The sequence below is a fragment of the Burkholderia sp. TSV86 genome (assembly GCF_001522865.1).
Classification (GTDB): domain Bacteria; phylum Pseudomonadota; class Gammaproteobacteria; order Burkholderiales; family Burkholderiaceae; genus Burkholderia.
Genome location: NZ_LOWB01000032.1, coordinates 1 through 14,858 on the forward strand (window position 1 = coordinate 1; position 14,858 = coordinate 14,858).

12 protein-coding genes are annotated in these 14,858 nt (G+C 65.5%); 6 read left to right on the forward strand and 6 right to left on the reverse strand.

The features are described from left to right. Positions 1 to 438 precede the first annotated feature (438 nt). A complete protein-coding gene (locus WS68_RS27260) occupies positions 439 to 801 on the reverse strand; it encodes a hypothetical protein (protein ID WP_156429340.1) in 363 nt (120 codons plus the stop codon). Here WS68_RS27260 and WS68_RS04945 point away from each other — a divergent pair. Further along, positions 782 to 2,128: a carbohydrate porin gene (locus WS68_RS04945; protein ID WP_059569736.1), complete on the forward strand. Its 1,347-nt coding sequence runs from the start codon at positions 782 to 784 to the stop codon at positions 2,126 to 2,128. The two genes, WS68_RS27260 and WS68_RS04945, sit on opposite strands and share 20 nt — an antisense overlap. Positions 2,129 to 2,171: 43 nt before the next feature. Here the strand turns inward: WS68_RS04945 and WS68_RS04950 are convergent, their stop codons facing one another. Continuing rightward, entirely contained in the window at positions 2,172 to 2,963 is a 792-nt protein-coding gene (locus tag WS68_RS04950) for an SDR family oxidoreductase (RefSeq protein ID WP_059569737.1), read from the reverse strand. A gap of 154 nt (positions 2,964 to 3,117) precedes the next feature. On the opposite strand from WS68_RS04950, the gene WS68_RS04955 reads away from it, so the two are divergent. After that, positions 3,118 to 3,519, forward strand: a complete 402-nt coding sequence (locus WS68_RS04955; protein WP_059569738.1) for an OsmC family protein — start codon at positions 3,118 to 3,120, stop codon at positions 3,517 to 3,519. 6 nt (positions 3,520 to 3,525) lie between these two features. On the opposite strand, the gene WS68_RS04960 is transcribed toward WS68_RS04955, so the two are convergent. Continuing rightward, the gene (locus WS68_RS04960) at positions 3,526 to 4,407 is read right to left on the reverse strand and encodes a Dyp-type peroxidase (RefSeq protein ID WP_059569823.1); all 882 of its coding nucleotides are present in this window, start codon (positions 4,405 to 4,407) and stop codon (positions 3,526 to 3,528) included. Positions 4,408 to 4,823: 416 nt separating this feature from the next. On the opposite strand from WS68_RS04960, the gene WS68_RS04965 reads away from it, so the two are divergent. From WS68_RS04965 to WS68_RS04980, 4 genes are all read left to right on the forward strand, one after another. Continuing rightward, positions 4,824 to 6,779: an ABC transporter ATP-binding protein gene (locus WS68_RS04965; protein ID WP_059569739.1), complete on the forward strand. Its 1,956-nt coding sequence runs from the start codon at positions 4,824 to 4,826 to the stop codon at positions 6,777 to 6,779. Positions 6,780 to 7,240: 461 nt separating this feature from the next. Beyond that, on the forward strand, positions 7,241 to 8,278 hold the full coding sequence (gene trpS / locus WS68_RS04970; RefSeq protein ID WP_059569824.1) for a tryptophan--tRNA ligase: 1,038 nt from the start codon (positions 7,241 to 7,243) through the stop codon (positions 8,276 to 8,278). A gap of 132 nt (positions 8,279 to 8,410) precedes the next feature. Further along, positions 8,411 to 9,061 (forward strand): glycine zipper 2TM domain-containing protein, encoded by a 651-nt coding sequence (locus WS68_RS04975; RefSeq protein ID WP_059569740.1) that lies wholly within the window; start codon positions 8,411 to 8,413, stop codon positions 9,059 to 9,061. Between the two features lie 308 nt (positions 9,062 to 9,369). Further along, on the forward strand, positions 9,370 to 10,323 hold the full coding sequence (locus WS68_RS04980) for a CPBP family intramembrane glutamic endopeptidase (RefSeq protein WP_059569741.1): 954 nt from the start codon (positions 9,370 to 9,372) through the stop codon (positions 10,321 to 10,323). Positions 10,324 to 10,727: 404 nt separating this feature from the next. Here the strand turns inward: WS68_RS04980 and WS68_RS04990 are convergent, their stop codons facing one another. Genes WS68_RS04990 through WS68_RS05000 form a run of 3 tightly spaced genes read right to left on the reverse strand, consistent with a single transcriptional unit; the run spans position 10,728 to position 14,834 of the window. Next, complete coding sequence (locus WS68_RS04990; RefSeq protein WP_059569743.1) at positions 10,728 to 11,762, reverse strand: chemotaxis response regulator protein-glutamate methylesterase; 1,035 nt, start codon at positions 11,760 to 11,762, stop codon at positions 10,728 to 10,730. Positions 11,763 to 11,766: 4 nt separating this feature from the next. Further along, positions 11,767 to 14,130, reverse strand: a complete 2,364-nt coding sequence (locus WS68_RS04995) for a hybrid sensor histidine kinase/response regulator (RefSeq protein ID WP_059569744.1) — start codon at positions 14,128 to 14,130, stop codon at positions 11,767 to 11,769. After that, entirely contained in the window at positions 14,127 to 14,834 is a 708-nt protein-coding gene (locus tag WS68_RS05000) for a chemotaxis protein CheW (protein ID WP_059569745.1), read from the reverse strand. The genes WS68_RS04995 and WS68_RS05000 overlap by 4 nt, the downstream gene beginning before the upstream one ends. Positions 14,835 to 14,858: the final 24 nt, after the last annotated feature.

Sequence of the window (14,858 nt, forward strand, 5' to 3'; positions counted from 1 at the left end):
CCTGCAGGCCCAACTGACGGACCAACAGAACGCCGAAGACTAACACTGCCTTTGGCACTGAAAACCGGGACCGTTCATATTTATCGGCTCTCGCCGACATACCGCAACGCCCGATCGGCGGCACGGAATTGAATCTAATAAGCTACATCGCTTCTATTTCAGAAACAAAACATTACGTTAAGCCTTCATGACTATGCGCCACCAATCAGTTGGCCAAATCGCCTCGCCAGCGGCGGCGCTGCATTGCATGCCGTGCAATCTGCCAACGCGCTCATGTTCCGCGTAATCTCAACGCCACGCCGGCCACGCGCATGCTGAAGGCGCCGCCGGTGCGGCGAGCCGCGCTCGCGCGGCATCGCGGCATCGCGGCATCGCGGCACGTTGAGGCATTGCAATGCACAACAAACATCCTGATTACACAACTAAACGAACCATGACTTAAATCTCCACGCAATTCCCGCGCCGCAACAATGACTTTGCCCCCACGCCCACTCCAAGCACGCATGCATTGTTTTGAGTACGATCAATAGCCCTAAGCAGTCCGCGCGACGAAAGCGTCATTGATTCGACCACGTTGATATTGCTGGCTGGTTTTTGACAATTCCGGCGCGCGCAAGCATCATTCGCGGTTTTTCGCCGATTGCCCGCGATACGCCGAACATCGGGCACATCGCGAACATCGCCGGTATCGCGGCGCGCCACACGATCCGTGGCGCCGGGCGGAGCCGTTGCCGCCCTGTGATCGCTCAACGGCCCATCACAATCGAAATAGAGGAATCCAATGCGAGGAGAAACGCTCATCGAACCCGCGCGAACCCGCGCGAACCCGGCCGCGGCGCAAAAGCGGCGCGTGCGTCATTGGTCGAAGGCCGCGGCAGGCGCGGCAAGCGCGCATGCGTATGACTTCACCAACAGCCCTTATCTGCTGGGCGACTGGAACGGTATGCGCACGCGGCTCGCCGATAAGGGCATCAACTTCAGCGCCAGCTACACCGGCGAGCTCGCGCACAACTTCAGCGGCGGCACCGATCGTCTGACGCGCTACACCGACCAGTGGGCGATCGGCACGAATCTCGATCTGAACAAGCTGATCGGCTGGAAAGGTGCGCAGTTTCAGTTCACGATGACCGATCGCAACGGCCGCGATCTCGGCGCGGACGCGCACATCGGCAACAACATGCTGATCCAGGAAGTCTACGGCCGCGGCCAAACCTGGCATCTGACGCAATTTTGGATCAACCAGAAGCTGTTCGACGACCGCCTGCAAATCAAGCTCGGCCGGCTCACGCTTGGCGAGGATTTCGCGAGCTTCTCGTGCGATTTCGAGAACTTGACCTTCTGCGGCTCGCAACCGGGCAACCTCGTCGGCGGCTACTGGCTGAACTGGCCGACGAGCGTCTGGGCCGCGCGCGTCAAGTTTCAGCCCGTCCAGCAGTTCTACGGACAGATCGGCATCTACCAGGTCAACCCGAATTATGTCAGCGACAGCTACGCGCGCCACAACGGCTGGAAGCCTGGCTTCCCGGACGGCACGACGGGTGCGCTCATCCCGGTCGAATTCGGCTGGCTGCCGAGCCTCGGCGGCATGCCCGGCTCGTACAAGCTCGGCTTCTGGTACAACACGTCGTCTGGCGACGATCTGTTCGACGACATCAACCACAACCCGCGCGGCCTCACCGGCCTGCCCGCGCTCAAGCGCAGCGGCCAGTACGGCGTGTACGTCAACATTCAGCAGCAAATCACGGGCTCGCCGGGCGGCCAGGGCGCGACGGTATTCCTGAACATCACGCAGGCCGACCGGAACACGGCCGCCGTCGACGGCCAGATCGCGGCGGGCGTGCAATACAAGGGGCCGTTCAATCGCCTGCGCGATTCGGTCGGCTTCGCGATCGGCGCGACGCACAACAACGGCCGCTACGCCGATTACGTGCGGCAGAACAACCTGCGCACCGGCGGCACGTCAATCGCCGGCAGCGGCTACGAATACGTGAGCGAGTTGTATTACACGTGGTCGCCGGCCGCGTCGATGTATTTCCGCCCGAATCTGCAATACATCCTTCATCCGGGCGGCACGTCGCAAAACAAGAACGCGTTCGTGATCGGCCTGAAGACCGGCCTCACGTTCTGATCGATCCGCACGCGGCACACTCAACCGGCGCGCCGCGCGCGGATCAAACCGCGCACAGGCCGCCGTCGATCACCAGCTCCGCGCCGGTGACGTAGCGGCTCTCGTCCGATGCGAGATAGACGGCCGCGTGCGCAACGTCGTCCGGCTCGCCGAGCCGGCGCATCGGCACGCCGCGCGCGAGCCGGCGAACCGCCTCTTTCTCGCCCAACTGGTGAACGATCGGCGCGACGATGCCCGTCAGAATGAACGACGGATGAATCGAATTACAGCGCACGTCGGTCTGCCGGCGCGCGCAATCGACCGCGATCGACTTCGTCAGCGACGCAACCGCCGCCTTCGACGCGTTGTAGGCAGTGTAGTCGGGCTCCGTCTTGAACGCGGCCACCGACGAGATGTTGACGATGGACGCGGGAGCGCCCGCCTCCAGATATCGCAGCGCATGCTTTGTGCCAAGCACGATGCTCTCGACATTGATCGCCATCACGCGCCGCCATTCGTCGCGTTCGATCTGCCCGATCGTGCCGACCGAGCCAACTCCTGCGTTGTGCACCAGCACCGACAAGCCGCCCATCACGTCGCTCGCCTGCGCCAGACGCGCCGGCCATTGCGCGTCGTCGGCAACGTCCTGCACGGCCGACCACGCGATCTGCCCGCCCGCTGAGGCGTTCAATTCGGTGACAAGCGCGTCGAGCACGTGCGCATCGACAATGTCGGTCAGGAACAGTTTCGCGCCCTGCTCGGCCATCCGGCGCGCGATCGCGCGGCCTAGGCCGCCCGCCGCACCGGTGATGAATGCGCACTTGCCGGCCAGGCGCGGGGTCGGATGTATCGTCATCGGTCACTCCTTTGATTCGTCGTCGACAAAACAAAACGCGGAACGCGGCGTTCACACGTGCGCGACCATCCGGCGCACGCGCGCGAACCCGTTTATCCTGATGCACACGGCCGGCGTCCCGGCCGCAACCGATTCCTTTTTCGTGAGAGCCGCCATGTCGTTCTTCCACGCCACCGCCGAAATGGCGCCCGATGCAGCGAACTACGTCGTCGATCTGCAAGCCGGCTCGCACCGCCTGCAAGGCGACGAGCATACGCGCGAAGGCGGCAACGACGCCGGCCCGGCACCCTACGAGTTCGTGCTGTCCGGGCTCGTCGCCTGCACCGTCGCGACGCTGCGGATGTACATGCAACGCAAGAGCTGGCCCGGCGCGCGACTCAGCGCGCGCGCCGAGCTGCACGTCGAGCGCGACGGCACGCAGTACGTGCGGCGCACGATCGCCGTCGACGGGCCGCTCGACGACGCGCAACGCCAGCGGCTGCTGGAAATCAGCGAGAAAACGCCCGTCACGCTCTTCATCAAGCGCGGCACGCGGATCGAGACGACGCTCAAATGACGCGCGTCACAACCCGAGCGCGGATAGATCGAGCTTGCCGTCCTTGACGGGCGGGCACCAGAAAAACGAGCCCGTGATCGGCTGCGTGAAGCGGAACAGGCCGTCATGCACGCCATCGGTCGCGCCGATCATCCGGCGCATCTGCACCTCGAACGCACGCAACGAGTGCCCGAACGCGACGAAATAAAGGCCCCCGCGGCGCTCGTCCGCCCACGGCGACGAACGCCTGAGCACCACCGCCTGCGGCGTGAAGCTCTCCTGCTCAGTGCGCTTCACGTGCGCGTAGTCGGGCGCGCCGTCGAGTTCCTCGTTGTCTTGCTTGCGGCGACCGACAATCCGGTCCATTTCGTCGCCTGGAATCGCCCGCATCTTGTCGAAGTCGTGCACCCACTGCTGGACTGCGACGAAGCTCGCGCCGTCGAGCCCCACGCCCTTGCCGGACACGAAAGCGGCCTCGAGCGCCTCGTCGCCTTGCGGATTCTCGGTGCCGTCCTCGTAACCGGACAAATCGCGATCGTCCGCGTAGCGAAACGCGTTGACCGCGCTATCGAGCGCGAACGCGGGCGCGGCGAGCCGCTCGATTTCGAGCGAGCGCAGCAACGCGGCACCCGCATCGTCGGCGCGCAGCCACACCCACAACGCAGCGGGCGTCGACGGCACCGGCGCGCCCGGCACCGACAGCGCAGGAAACTCCTTCAGCCCGTCGATCTTCTTGTCGAGCGCCTGCACGAGCGATGGCCCGATGCCGATCACGGTATCGCTGCCGTCGACCGCGTCACGCAACGCCGCCAACACGCGCGGCGCCGCCTGCACGTCGGCGATCCGGAAAGACAAGTAGCGGCTCGCGGCCGGAATCGGCGCCAGAATGCCTTGCTGAAAGTCGCTCATCGTTTCGTCAATGCTCCGTTCTGTCAGGGACGCCGGATTGTCCCATAACGCGGAGTAAATGGCGGCGTATCGAATCGGCAACAATCGCATGAACCGAACATTGCAGCGATACGCAAGCATCGTTAGAATCGTCGTCACGAGCAGCATTTCCACTCGTTCCCTTCTCTTCCCTCAACCACGCATAGGAGGTGCCAAATGTCGTCACGCATGCATGCCACCTCCGGTTTCGCAGTCCTTCGGCGCGCGTCGTTCTTCCGCTGAGTGCCGTCCACGCGGCGCCGCATCGGGCTCGCGCCGTTTCCGGATAGTTTTCGTTTTTTCGCAATCAATCCGCGCAATAGCGCGGGGTCCGGCTTTCGCTTTCAAACAACTCATCGACAAGTCCCGGCTCGTCACGAGCGGCCGGGCTCTGACAAATGGTCCAGAAAACAAGGAACCCTGGCGGGCGGGCGTTTACCGACGTGCTCGCATTCACTTTCCGGCATTGGCGCACACAACCGATGCGCATTGCCGCCATCATGCTTCTCGCACTCGCCGGCGCGCTCGGCGACGTGCTGATCCCGCTCTTCGCGGGCCGGCTCGTCGATGCGCTGTCGCATGGCGCATCGGCTGCGGGCAAGGCCGCGGCGTGGCGCGACGCGCTGCACGCGTTCGGCATGCTGATCGGCATCGGCATCACAGGTACGTTGGTGCGGCAGGCAGTGTTCATGAACATCATCGTGCTCACGCTCAAGATGATGGGCACGATCGCAGCCGACGCGTTTCACCGCGTACAGCGCTTCTCGACCGACTGGCACGCGAACAGCTTCGCCGGCTCGACGGTGCGCAAGGTCACGCGCGGCATGTGGGCGGTCGATCTGCTGAACGATACGCTGCTCGTCGCGCTGCTGCCGTCCGTGACGATCCTCGTCGGCGCGACGCTGCTGCTCGGCGCGCACTGGCCGGTGATGGGCGTGGTGGTCGGCGGCGGCTCGATCGCGTTCATCGTGGTGACGGCGACGATGGCAACACGCTTCGTTGCGCCCGCCGCCCGGCTGAGCAACATGTGGGACACCCGCATGGGCGGCGCGCTCGCCGACGCGATCAGTTGCAACGCTGTCGTCAAGGCGTTCGGCGCGGAAGCGCGCGAGGAAGCGCGGCTCGATCGCGTCGTGTCGAAATGGCGCGTGCGCACGCGCCGCACATGGCGGCGCGGCACGCTGAACGGCGGCGTGCAGGGCATGATGCTCGTCGCGATGCAGGCAGCGATCCTCGGCGCGGCGCTGTGGCTGTGGGCGAACGATCGCGCGAGCGTCGGCGACATCACGCTCGCGCTGACGACGTTCCTGATGCTGCAAGGCTACCTGCGCGACATCGGCATGCACATCCGCAACGTGCAGCGCTCGGTCAACGACATGGAAGAACTCGTGTCGCTCGAGCAGCCGCCGCTTGGCATCGACGATAAGCCCGGCGCGAAGCCAATCGCGATCGGACGCGGCGAAATCCGCTTCGAGCATGTGACGTTCCGCTACGGGCAGAGCGCGCAACCGCTGTACAACGATTTCTCGATCCGGATCGCGCCGGGCGAGCGCATCGGGCTCGTCGGGCATTCCGGCTCGGGCAAGACGTCGTTCATCAAGCTGATTCAGCGGCTTTACGATGTGGACGGCGGGCGCATCACGATCGACGGCCAGAACATCGCCGACGTCACGCAGGCTTCGCTGCGTAGCCAGATTGCAATCGTCCAGCAAGAGCCCGTGCTGTTCCATCGCACGCTCGCGGAGAACATCGCGTATGCGCGGCCCACTGCGACGCGCGCCGAAATCGAGCGTGCAGCGCGGCTCGCGAGCGCGCACGACTTCATCGCGTCGCTGCCGCAAGGCTATGACACGCTCGTGGGTGAGCGCGGCATCAAGCTGTCGGGCGGCGAGCGGCAGCGCGTCGCGATTGCGCGCGCGTTTCTCGCCGATGCGCCAGTGCTGATCCTGGACGAGGCGACGTCGAGCCTCGATAGCGAAAGCGAAGTGCTGATCCAGCAAGCAATGGAGCGGCTGATGGTAGGACGCACGACGCTGGTGGTCGCGCACCGGCTGTCGACGGTGCGCTCGCTCGACCGGCTGATCGTGCTCGACAAGGGCCGCGTGATCGAAGAAGGCAATCACGATACGCTGATCCGGCTCGAGGGCGGCGTTTACCGGCGGCTGTTCGAGCGGCAGGCGCTGGAACTCGCAAAGGGGCTGATCGAGCAGACGGGCGCGAACGCGGCCGATTGGCTGCACAGCGAGCAGAACGGGCACGATGCCCGTGTTGCGCCCGCGCCGGACGACGAACGCGGCCAGAGCGGCGCGCCGGACAGCCGGACCGACGATTCCGAGATTGCGCTCGGCAAGTGACGCTGCCGCAGGGCGCGGTGGTGCGTAAGCGCCATCGTGCCTTTCAGTTTGCCGGCTACGGTATCGCGTGCGGGCAACGTGGCGCGTTGCCGCGCGCGGCGAAGTCGGCTAGAGGCAACGATGTCGCTTCCTGCGCACGCTCGGCGTGACGCCGCGCGCTTATCGAGAGCGGTTTGCCACGTCGCGGCGGCATGGGCGATAGCGAGCGCCCCGGTAACGAGCACCGGAGCCGCCGCACTTGGCAAAAACCTCAAAAATATGCGACTCTCGTCCTATGCCCGCCCTTCGCCCGCCCCTCTTCCCGCACCTCTGGCGCGGCTCCTGAAGGAGCGGCATAGTCACACCCCGATTCACGCTGATCATGACCATGCCGCCGCACACCGGCCGGCATCGCGAATCGTCGCATCGACATCATCCGAATCCGGCCTGCGCAGCGGCGGTGCTTGACGGAGAAACCACCGATGCATCCCCCCATTTCGCCCACACCCCGCCCGATTGCATTGACAGGCGATCGCCCGACCGGCCCGCTGCACCTCGGCCATTACGTCGGCTCGCTAAAAACGCGCATCGCGCTGCAAGAGACGCACCGCCAATTCATCCTCATCGCCGACACGCAAGCACTGACCGACAACGCACACGATCCCGGCAAGGTTCGCCACAATGTGCTCGAAGTCGCGCTCGACTATCTCGCCGTCGGCATCGATCCGGCCAAGAGTACGATCGCGGTGCAGTCGGGTTTGCCGGCACTCGCCGAGCTGACCCTGCTCTATCTGAATTTCGTGACTGTCGCCCGCCTCGAGCGCAACCCGACAATCAAGGACGAAATCCAGGCGCGCGGCTTCGGCCGCGATATCCCAGCCGGCTTTCTTTGCTATCCGGTCGCGCAGGCTGCCGACATCACCGCGTTCAAAGCCGACACCGTGCCGGTCGGCGACGATCAAGCGCCGCTCATCGAGCAGACGAATGAAATCGTCCGGCGGATCAACCGGCAAGTGGGCGCCGACGTACTGCCCGAAGCCCATGCGCTGATCGCGCCGACAGGACGCCTGCCTGGCGTCGATGGCCGCGCGAAGATGAGTAAGTCGCAACGCAATGCGATCGCGCTGTCGTCGTCGCCCGATGAGATCCGCCATGCGGTCATGCAGATGTACACTGACCCGAAGCACCTGCGTGCGTCTGATCCGGGCACGGTCGAAGGCAACGTCGTGTTCACGTATCTCGACGCATTCGACGACGCCCCCGGCGAAATTGCGCGATTAAAGGCCGAATATCGCGCAGGCGGGCTCGGCGACATGACGCTCAAGCGTCGGCTAAATGACAAGCTACAGGCGTTGATCGCACCGATCCGCGAGCGGCGGGCACAGCTTGCGCGCGAACCGGATGACGTGATCGAACTGCTGACCGACGGCACACGACGCGCGAACGGCGTGACGCAAAACACGCTCGACGAGATACGCGATGCGTTGGGCACATTCTCGTTGCGGCGTGCCGCGAATTGAACATCGCGCATCGCCGGGCACGGCTGCGTCCATCGCGCGGCAACAGACTTTACACACTGTTACGCGTGGCAAGCATCCACCCGCGATCGCATTCCCTATACTGCCGACGTGCAATAACAATCACACGCTACGATGAACACGATGTCCGCTGAACAGAAGCCGGCCGACAAACGCCCGGCCTCGACCAAGATCGCGCTGCTCGTCTCGCTTGCCGTTTCGGCAGCGTTGTCGCTCAGCGCGTGCGTCGCGCCGAATGCGTATGGACCATATGGTTCGCAATCGCAATATTACGGCGCGCCGGCTTACACGCAACAGCAGCCGGTCTATTCGCAGCCGCCTTACGCACCGCCCAATTATTCGCAACCCGGGTACGTGCAGCCGCAGCCGGCATATTCGCAACCGCAATCGAGCTACGGCCAGCCCGCCTATCAAACGCCCGGCTATGGAAGCCAATACGGAACGATCGCCGGCATTCAGCCGATCGGCCGCGCCGCGAGCCCTTCGGGCGTCGCGGGTACGGTCGTCGGCGCGCTCGTCGGTGGCGTGCTTGGCAATCAGATCGGGCGCGGCCATGGACGCGACGCCGCGACAGTCATCGGCGCGCTTGGCGGCGCAGTCGCGGGCAACCAGATCGGCCAGCAAATGGGCGCGCAGCCCGCCGCGTATCGCATCGACGTGCGGTTGAACGACGGTTCGATGCGCTCGTTCGATCTGCAAACGCCAGGCGACCTGCGTCCGGGCGATCGCGTCCGCATCGACGGCAATCAAATTTCGCGGTACTGATATTTTCGATTCGACGGCGGCCGCGCAACTCCGCACGCGGTCGGCCGCGGCAGCGTCCGCGGCTGCGCCGTCCGCTTTCCCAGCGCCCGCCTCTGCGCGCCCTTGCCGCGCGTCGCAATCCCGCGCATCAGCCGCGCCAAACACACATCTCCACACACAACAGCGCACGCCGGATGTACCATTCGGCCCCGTGTGCCGCGTCGCGCATCGCAGATGCCGGCCTGCCACGCACGCGAGCGGAACCGCTCTCTGCTCGCGATAAACGCAGGCCATGCGTAAGCCTGGTCATCGAAAACCCGACCCATCACATGGCAGATGTGAAAGACAACGATTCTCCACACACGCCGTCACAACTCGAACGCTTCAGGCGCGTTTGGTTCGGTGCGCGGAGCCTACGCTCAGGCTGGGCCGTGCCGCTGTATTGCGCGATTGTCGCAGGGCTGGTATTCGCGCTCGATTACGCGGGGCATCGCCTGCATTATCCTCTTCATCCTTACCATGACCGGACTGCTTCCGGACAGATCCCCTTCGAACTCGCGCTGTGCGCAGCCGCGCTGATCGCCACACGCGCGATGAGCCGCGTCGATCGCCAATCGTGGCTCGACTACGGGCTGCGCGCGCCGCATCGCACATTGCATTTCGTGTGGGGCGCACTGTGCGGCTTTGCGGCAATCGCCGCGATCATGGGGCTGCTCGTGCTCACCGGCGGCGCGACGATCCGATACTCCGGCGTGGGCGGCACCGCCGCGCTCGAATCGGGCATCGTCTGGGCCGCCATGTTCGTGCTCGTCGCCTTCACGGAGGAAGTCGCGTATCGCGGGTATCCGTTTCTCAAACTCGTGCGACAGACCCACCCCGTTGTCGCGGCGGTGCTCACGTCGGTCGCCTTCGGGATTTCGCACGTGTCGAATCGCAACGAGAACATCGCGGGAATCGTGCCGATCGTGATCTACGGATTGGTCGCAAGCGCCGCAGTCTGGCGCACCGGCTCGCTGTGGTGGGTAATCGGCGAGCATGCGATGTGGGACTGGGGCGAATCGTTCCTGTTCGGCGCGACCAATAGCGGGCTCAGCGCGCACGATACGCTGTTCACGAGCCGCGCCACCGGCCCGGTTTGGCTGAGCGGCGGCACCGTCGGCCCGGAAGCCAGCGCGCTCGTGTTTCCGTTACTCGCGGTGCTTGCGTATGCGGCGTGGCGTTTGCCGATGTGCGCGGGCACAGGCCGCGCGCCGCTGCCATACGCGCGCAAGCGGGCGGTGTAGCCGGACATCGACGCGGCCGGCTACAGATGCGGATCTGTACTGATGCATCGGCGCACGCTGCAAGCTCGACGAAATATGAAGTGACGGCAGCCCGGCGCCGTCTGGCGTGCAAATCGTCGGCTCACACTGAGCCGCACTCGGCCCGGGCAGCACGGCGCGGCTTTTCCATCGCGGATGAATCGCGATGACGCCACGCGGGCGCGAATGCGGCGAAATCGGAATCGCCGTTGGTGCGGCCGCGCCAACGGCAAAGCCGCGCATCGCGGATGACGCCTGCGAGCCAATCCGCGGCCGCGCCCAATCCATCGAGAAGCGCCGCCTTGACGCCGGATGCCAAGCCGGATGCCGGCACCGCCTTAAAGCTCGCGGCACGATGCGCGCGAACACGAAGGCTTGAGCCGACCTCAGCGCCTATTCCAGCGCTCCTTGCGCTGCACGAGCGAGACGAGATGATCGGCGATCCGATCGAGCGGCAGCACGGAAACCGCCGCGCCGATCGCGGCGGCGGCCTTCGGCATCCCGTACACGGCGCACGTCGCCTCGTCCTGCGCGATCGTGTAGTAACCCTTGGTGCGCATCGACTTCAGCCCGAGCGCGCCGTCGCGCCCCATGCCCGTCAGCAGCACGCCGATCGCGTCGCCCTTCCAATGATCAACGACGCTCTGAAAAAACACGTCGACCGACGGCCGGTACGGCGTCTCTTCCGGGTATCGCGTGTAGCCGAGCAGGCCACGCGGCATCAGATGCAGGTGGTCGTTCGTCGCGGCAAGCAGCACCTCGCCGCGCTGTGGCGCGCTGCCTTGCCGCGCGATGTGCACCGGCAGCCGCGTGTAGCTATCGAGCCACTGCGCCATCCCGATCGCGAACGCCTGATCGACGTGTTGAACGATGACGATCGCCGCCGGAAAATTCTCGGGCAACCGCTTCAGCAGTTCCGTCAGCGCGGTCGGGCCGCCCGCCGACGCGCCGATCGCTACCAGCGGTGGCAGCGCGCCGCGCGGCGGGGGCTCGACGATGGGCCGTGACACCGGCATCGTTGCGCGCATCGCGAGCAGCCGGCCGATCTGGTCGATCTTCGCGAGCAGCGGCTGCGACGGGTCGGCGCCGCCACGCTCACCGAGCGTCGGCGTATCGACGGCATCGAGCGCGCCCGCGCCCATCGCCTCGTAGACATACGATGCATTCGCGCCGACGCTCGCGGTCACGATCAGGATCGCGCATGGCGAGCGCGCCATGATGCTACGCGTGGCCGACACGCCATCGATGCGCGGCATCACGAGATCCATCAGCACCAGGTCGGGCGGCTGCGCGATGCAAAAATCGACCGCCTGTTCGCCGTCGGTCGCCACCCACAGCACGCGATGCTCCTGGCGCAGCGCGATCGTGCGGCGCAGCGCCTCGACGGCGAGCGGCAAATCGTTGACGATGCCGATATTCATGACTTCACGCGTCCCCAATCAGGTCATGCACAGCGTCGAGCAGCGCGTCGTCGTGGAAGCCGCTTTTCGCCAGATAATAGTCAGCGCCCGCTTCGAGCCCGCGCCGCCGGTCCTCGTCGCGATCCTTGTACGATACGACCATCACCGGCACGGCCTTCAGCAACGGGTCGCTCTTGATCAGCGTGACAAGCTCGATGCCGTCCATGCGCGGCATGTCGACATCGGTGACGACGAGATCGAAGCTGTCGCCGCGCAACACGTTCCAGCCGTCCATCCCGTCGATCGCGATCGTCACGTCGTAGCCGCGCTTTTCGAGCAGCTTGCGCTCGAGTTCGCGCACGGTCAGCGAATCATCGATGACGAGCACCCGCTTGCGCCGCGAAACCAGCCCTTCGCCGCCGCCGCGGTGCACCTTGGCGAGCTGGCCGCCTCGTACCAGCTTGTCGGTCGAGCGCATCAGATCCTCGACATCGACGATCAGCACCGGATCGCCATTTTCGAGCAAAGCGCCCGCCGCGATATTCTGAATTTTGCCGAGCCGGCTATCGAGCGGCTGCACCACGAGCATCCGCTCGCCGATGAAGCGATCGACCGCGACACCGTATGTTTCCGGCTCACCGCCCACGACGACGACGGCCGTCGTGGGCCGGCTCTCGTCGAGCGCGCCCGCATCGAGCAACTGATGCGCGGTGACGAGGCCCACGCGGCGATCGTCGAGCGGGAAATGCTGCTGGCCTTCGAGTACGTCGATGTCCGCACGGTCGAGTTCAAGCGTGCGGCGCACCTGCACGAGCGGAAACGCGTAAGGCTCGCCGCCGACATCGACGATCAAACTGCGGATCACCGACAGCGTCAGAGGCAATTGCAGCACGAAGCGCATGCCCTGGCCGGGTTCGTTGAAGATCCGCACCGCGCCGCGCGCCGATTTCACCATCTCATGCACCGCGTCGAGCCCGACGCCGCGCCCGGATACGTCGGTCACCCGCTCGCGCATCGAGAAACCGGGCAGCAGCAGGAATTCGAGCAACTCCTGGTCGGACAACCGTGCGGCCGTATCCTCGTCGGTCAGCGCGTGCTTGACGACCGCCGCACGCACCGCGGCGAGATCGGCGCCCTGACCATCGTCGCTGACGCTCACGAGCAGCGAGCCGGCGCTATGCCGCGCCTCGAGCGTGACGCTCGCCTCGGCCGGTTTGCCTCGCGCGAGCCGCACTTCAGGCGGCTCGATGCCGTGGTCGATCGCGTTGCGCAGCAAATGGCCGAGCGGCGCATCGAGCATGTCGAGAATGTCGCGGTCGACCTGCGTCGCTTCGCCTACGATCGAAAAACGCACGTGTTTGCCGAGCGAGCGCGCGAGATCGCGCACAACGCGCGGATATGCACGCGTTGCATCGCCGAACGGACGCATCCGGCATTGCAGCGCCTCGTCATAGAGTTGCTCGGCGATGTGCGTGCTGCGCCGCTCGTAGCGGTCGAACTCGTCGAGCCGCGCCGCAAGCGTGCGCTGCAGATCCGTAAACATTTGCCGCACGTCGCCGAACGCGCTGCGCAGGCGCGGATCGGTCTCGTCCGAGAGCACTTCGTACAACGTATCGAGTGCGCGCGCGGCGTCGCGCTGCGCGCGCTTCATGCGCAGCATCGCTTCCGAGAACGGCTTCAACCAGTGCGACTCCACCAGCGATTCACCCGACAGACTGAGCAGACGGTCGAGCGTATCGGCGCGCACGCGGCGCATTTGGCTCGATGCGCGGTCCGCGCCGGGCGCTGTGAGCGCATCTTTCGATGAGTCTTTTAACGGGTCTTTCGCATCGTTTTTCGCCGGCTCCCTGGCCGGCTCCGTCGCCTGATCTTTCACTGCGCCGGGCACCGCGTATTGCTCCATATGCGGCACATCCCACAGCGCATCGAAGCGTGGCTCATGCAGCCCGGCTTCGGACTTCGGCGCTGCGGCGGCGCCCGGCGCAGCGCCGTTGCCCGCATCCGCCGCATCGAGCGCCGCGATGAACGCGCCGATATCCGCCTGCGTCACTGCTTGCGCCGTTAGCGGATCACCTACGCGCACAAGCAAATCCACCCCCGTCAGCAGCGCGTCGACGTGGCTCGGGCTCAGCGGCCGCCGCCCTTGCTGCACGGCGACGAAGCAATCCTCCATCCGCCCCGCGATATCAACGCCCTGCTGCACGCCGACGATGCGCGCCGCGCCTTTCAGCGAATGCGCGGCGCGCATGCATGCATCGAGCGCGGCCGTGTCCTGCGCGCCGCGCTCGAGCGCGAGCAGCCGCTCGGACAGCGCCTGGGTCTGCGTCTGCGTCTCCTCGCGAAACAGCTCGAGTAACGACGCACGGCCGAAATCGTCGTCGGCGCTCATCGCAAGCTCCGTGCCAGTGAATCGAACAGCCGGTCCTCGTCGAGCAGCCCGACCGTCCTGCCGCGCCAGCCGAACACGCCGCGCGAATGCGCGTCGCCCGCACGGGCGACGGTCGCGGGCGCCGGCATCCATTCCGACGCAGCGAAACGCAACACGCCCTCCACTTCGTCAACCGGGAACACGACGGGATCGCCTCGATGCGCGACGACCAGCATGCGCGTGAAGCCTGCGCGCAGCGCAACGCCGCTCGCGGACGTATCCAGGCCGAGCAGTTGTGCCAGCGATACTGCGACCCGCAGTGTGCCGCGCACGTTAGCAATGCCAAGCACCGCGCGATTGCGGCGATGCGGCAGCGCATGAATCTTGCGAGTATCGACGATTTCGCACAGCACGCAGGTCGGCAGCGCAAGCCACTCGTGCGCAACGCGAAACACGAGTGCCGCATGTTTGGCATCGGCAATCTCGTCGCACACCGCTTCGGCGGCCGTCTGCCCGGCGGCGAACCGGGACGCATCGGCCAGTTCCGCATCGGTGAGCGGGCGATCGAGCAACATGGCCGCATGGTGCGCATACACCGGGCAATTCAGACAGCGCCGATACTCGGCCAGCCGCTCGCATGAGCGATCGCCGCGCGTGCCGATGCGATTCCAGCATGCGTCGATCTCGACTGCGATCCGTGCTTGCTCAACGGCGCCGCGGTTCATGGGTTCCTCTCGGTTGGCCGTCGT

Coding starts and splice junctions, on each gene's coding strand:
- WS68_RS05000 (WP_059569745.1), bottom strand. CDS start 14,834: ATGAACCGCGGCGCCGTTGAGCAAGCACGGATCGCAGTCGAGATCGAC.
- WS68_RS04995 (WP_059569744.1), bottom strand. CDS start 14,130: ATGAGCGCCGACGACGATTTCGGCCGTGCGTCGTTACTCGAGCTGTTT.
- WS68_RS04980 (WP_059569741.1), top strand. CDS start 9,370: ATGGCAGATGTGAAAGACAACGATTCTCCACACACGCCGTCACAACTC.
- WS68_RS27260 (WP_156429340.1), bottom strand. CDS start 801: ATGAGCGTTTCTCCTCGCATTGGATTCCTCTATTTCGATTGTGATGGG.
- WS68_RS04960 (WP_059569823.1), bottom strand. CDS start 4,407: ATGAGCGACTTTCAGCAAGGCATTCTGGCGCCGATTCCGGCCGCGAGC.
- WS68_RS04945 (WP_059569736.1), top strand. CDS start 782: ATGCGAGGAGAAACGCTCATCGAACCCGCGCGAACCCGCGCGAACCCG.
- WS68_RS04950 (WP_059569737.1), bottom strand. CDS start 2,963: ATGACGATACATCCGACCCCGCGCCTGGCCGGCAAGTGCGCATTCATC.
- WS68_RS04990 (WP_059569743.1), bottom strand. CDS start 11,762: ATGAATATCGGCATCGTCAACGATTTGCCGCTCGCCGTCGAGGCGCTG.
- WS68_RS04975 (WP_059569740.1), top strand. CDS start 8,411: ATGAACACGATGTCCGCTGAACAGAAGCCGGCCGACAAACGCCCGGCC.
- trpS (WP_059569824.1), top strand. CDS start 7,241: ATGCATCCCCCCATTTCGCCCACACCCCGCCCGATTGCATTGACAGGC.
- WS68_RS04955 (WP_059569738.1), top strand. CDS start 3,118: ATGTCGTTCTTCCACGCCACCGCCGAAATGGCGCCCGATGCAGCGAAC.
- WS68_RS04965 (WP_059569739.1), top strand. CDS start 4,824: ATGGTCCAGAAAACAAGGAACCCTGGCGGGCGGGCGTTTACCGACGTG.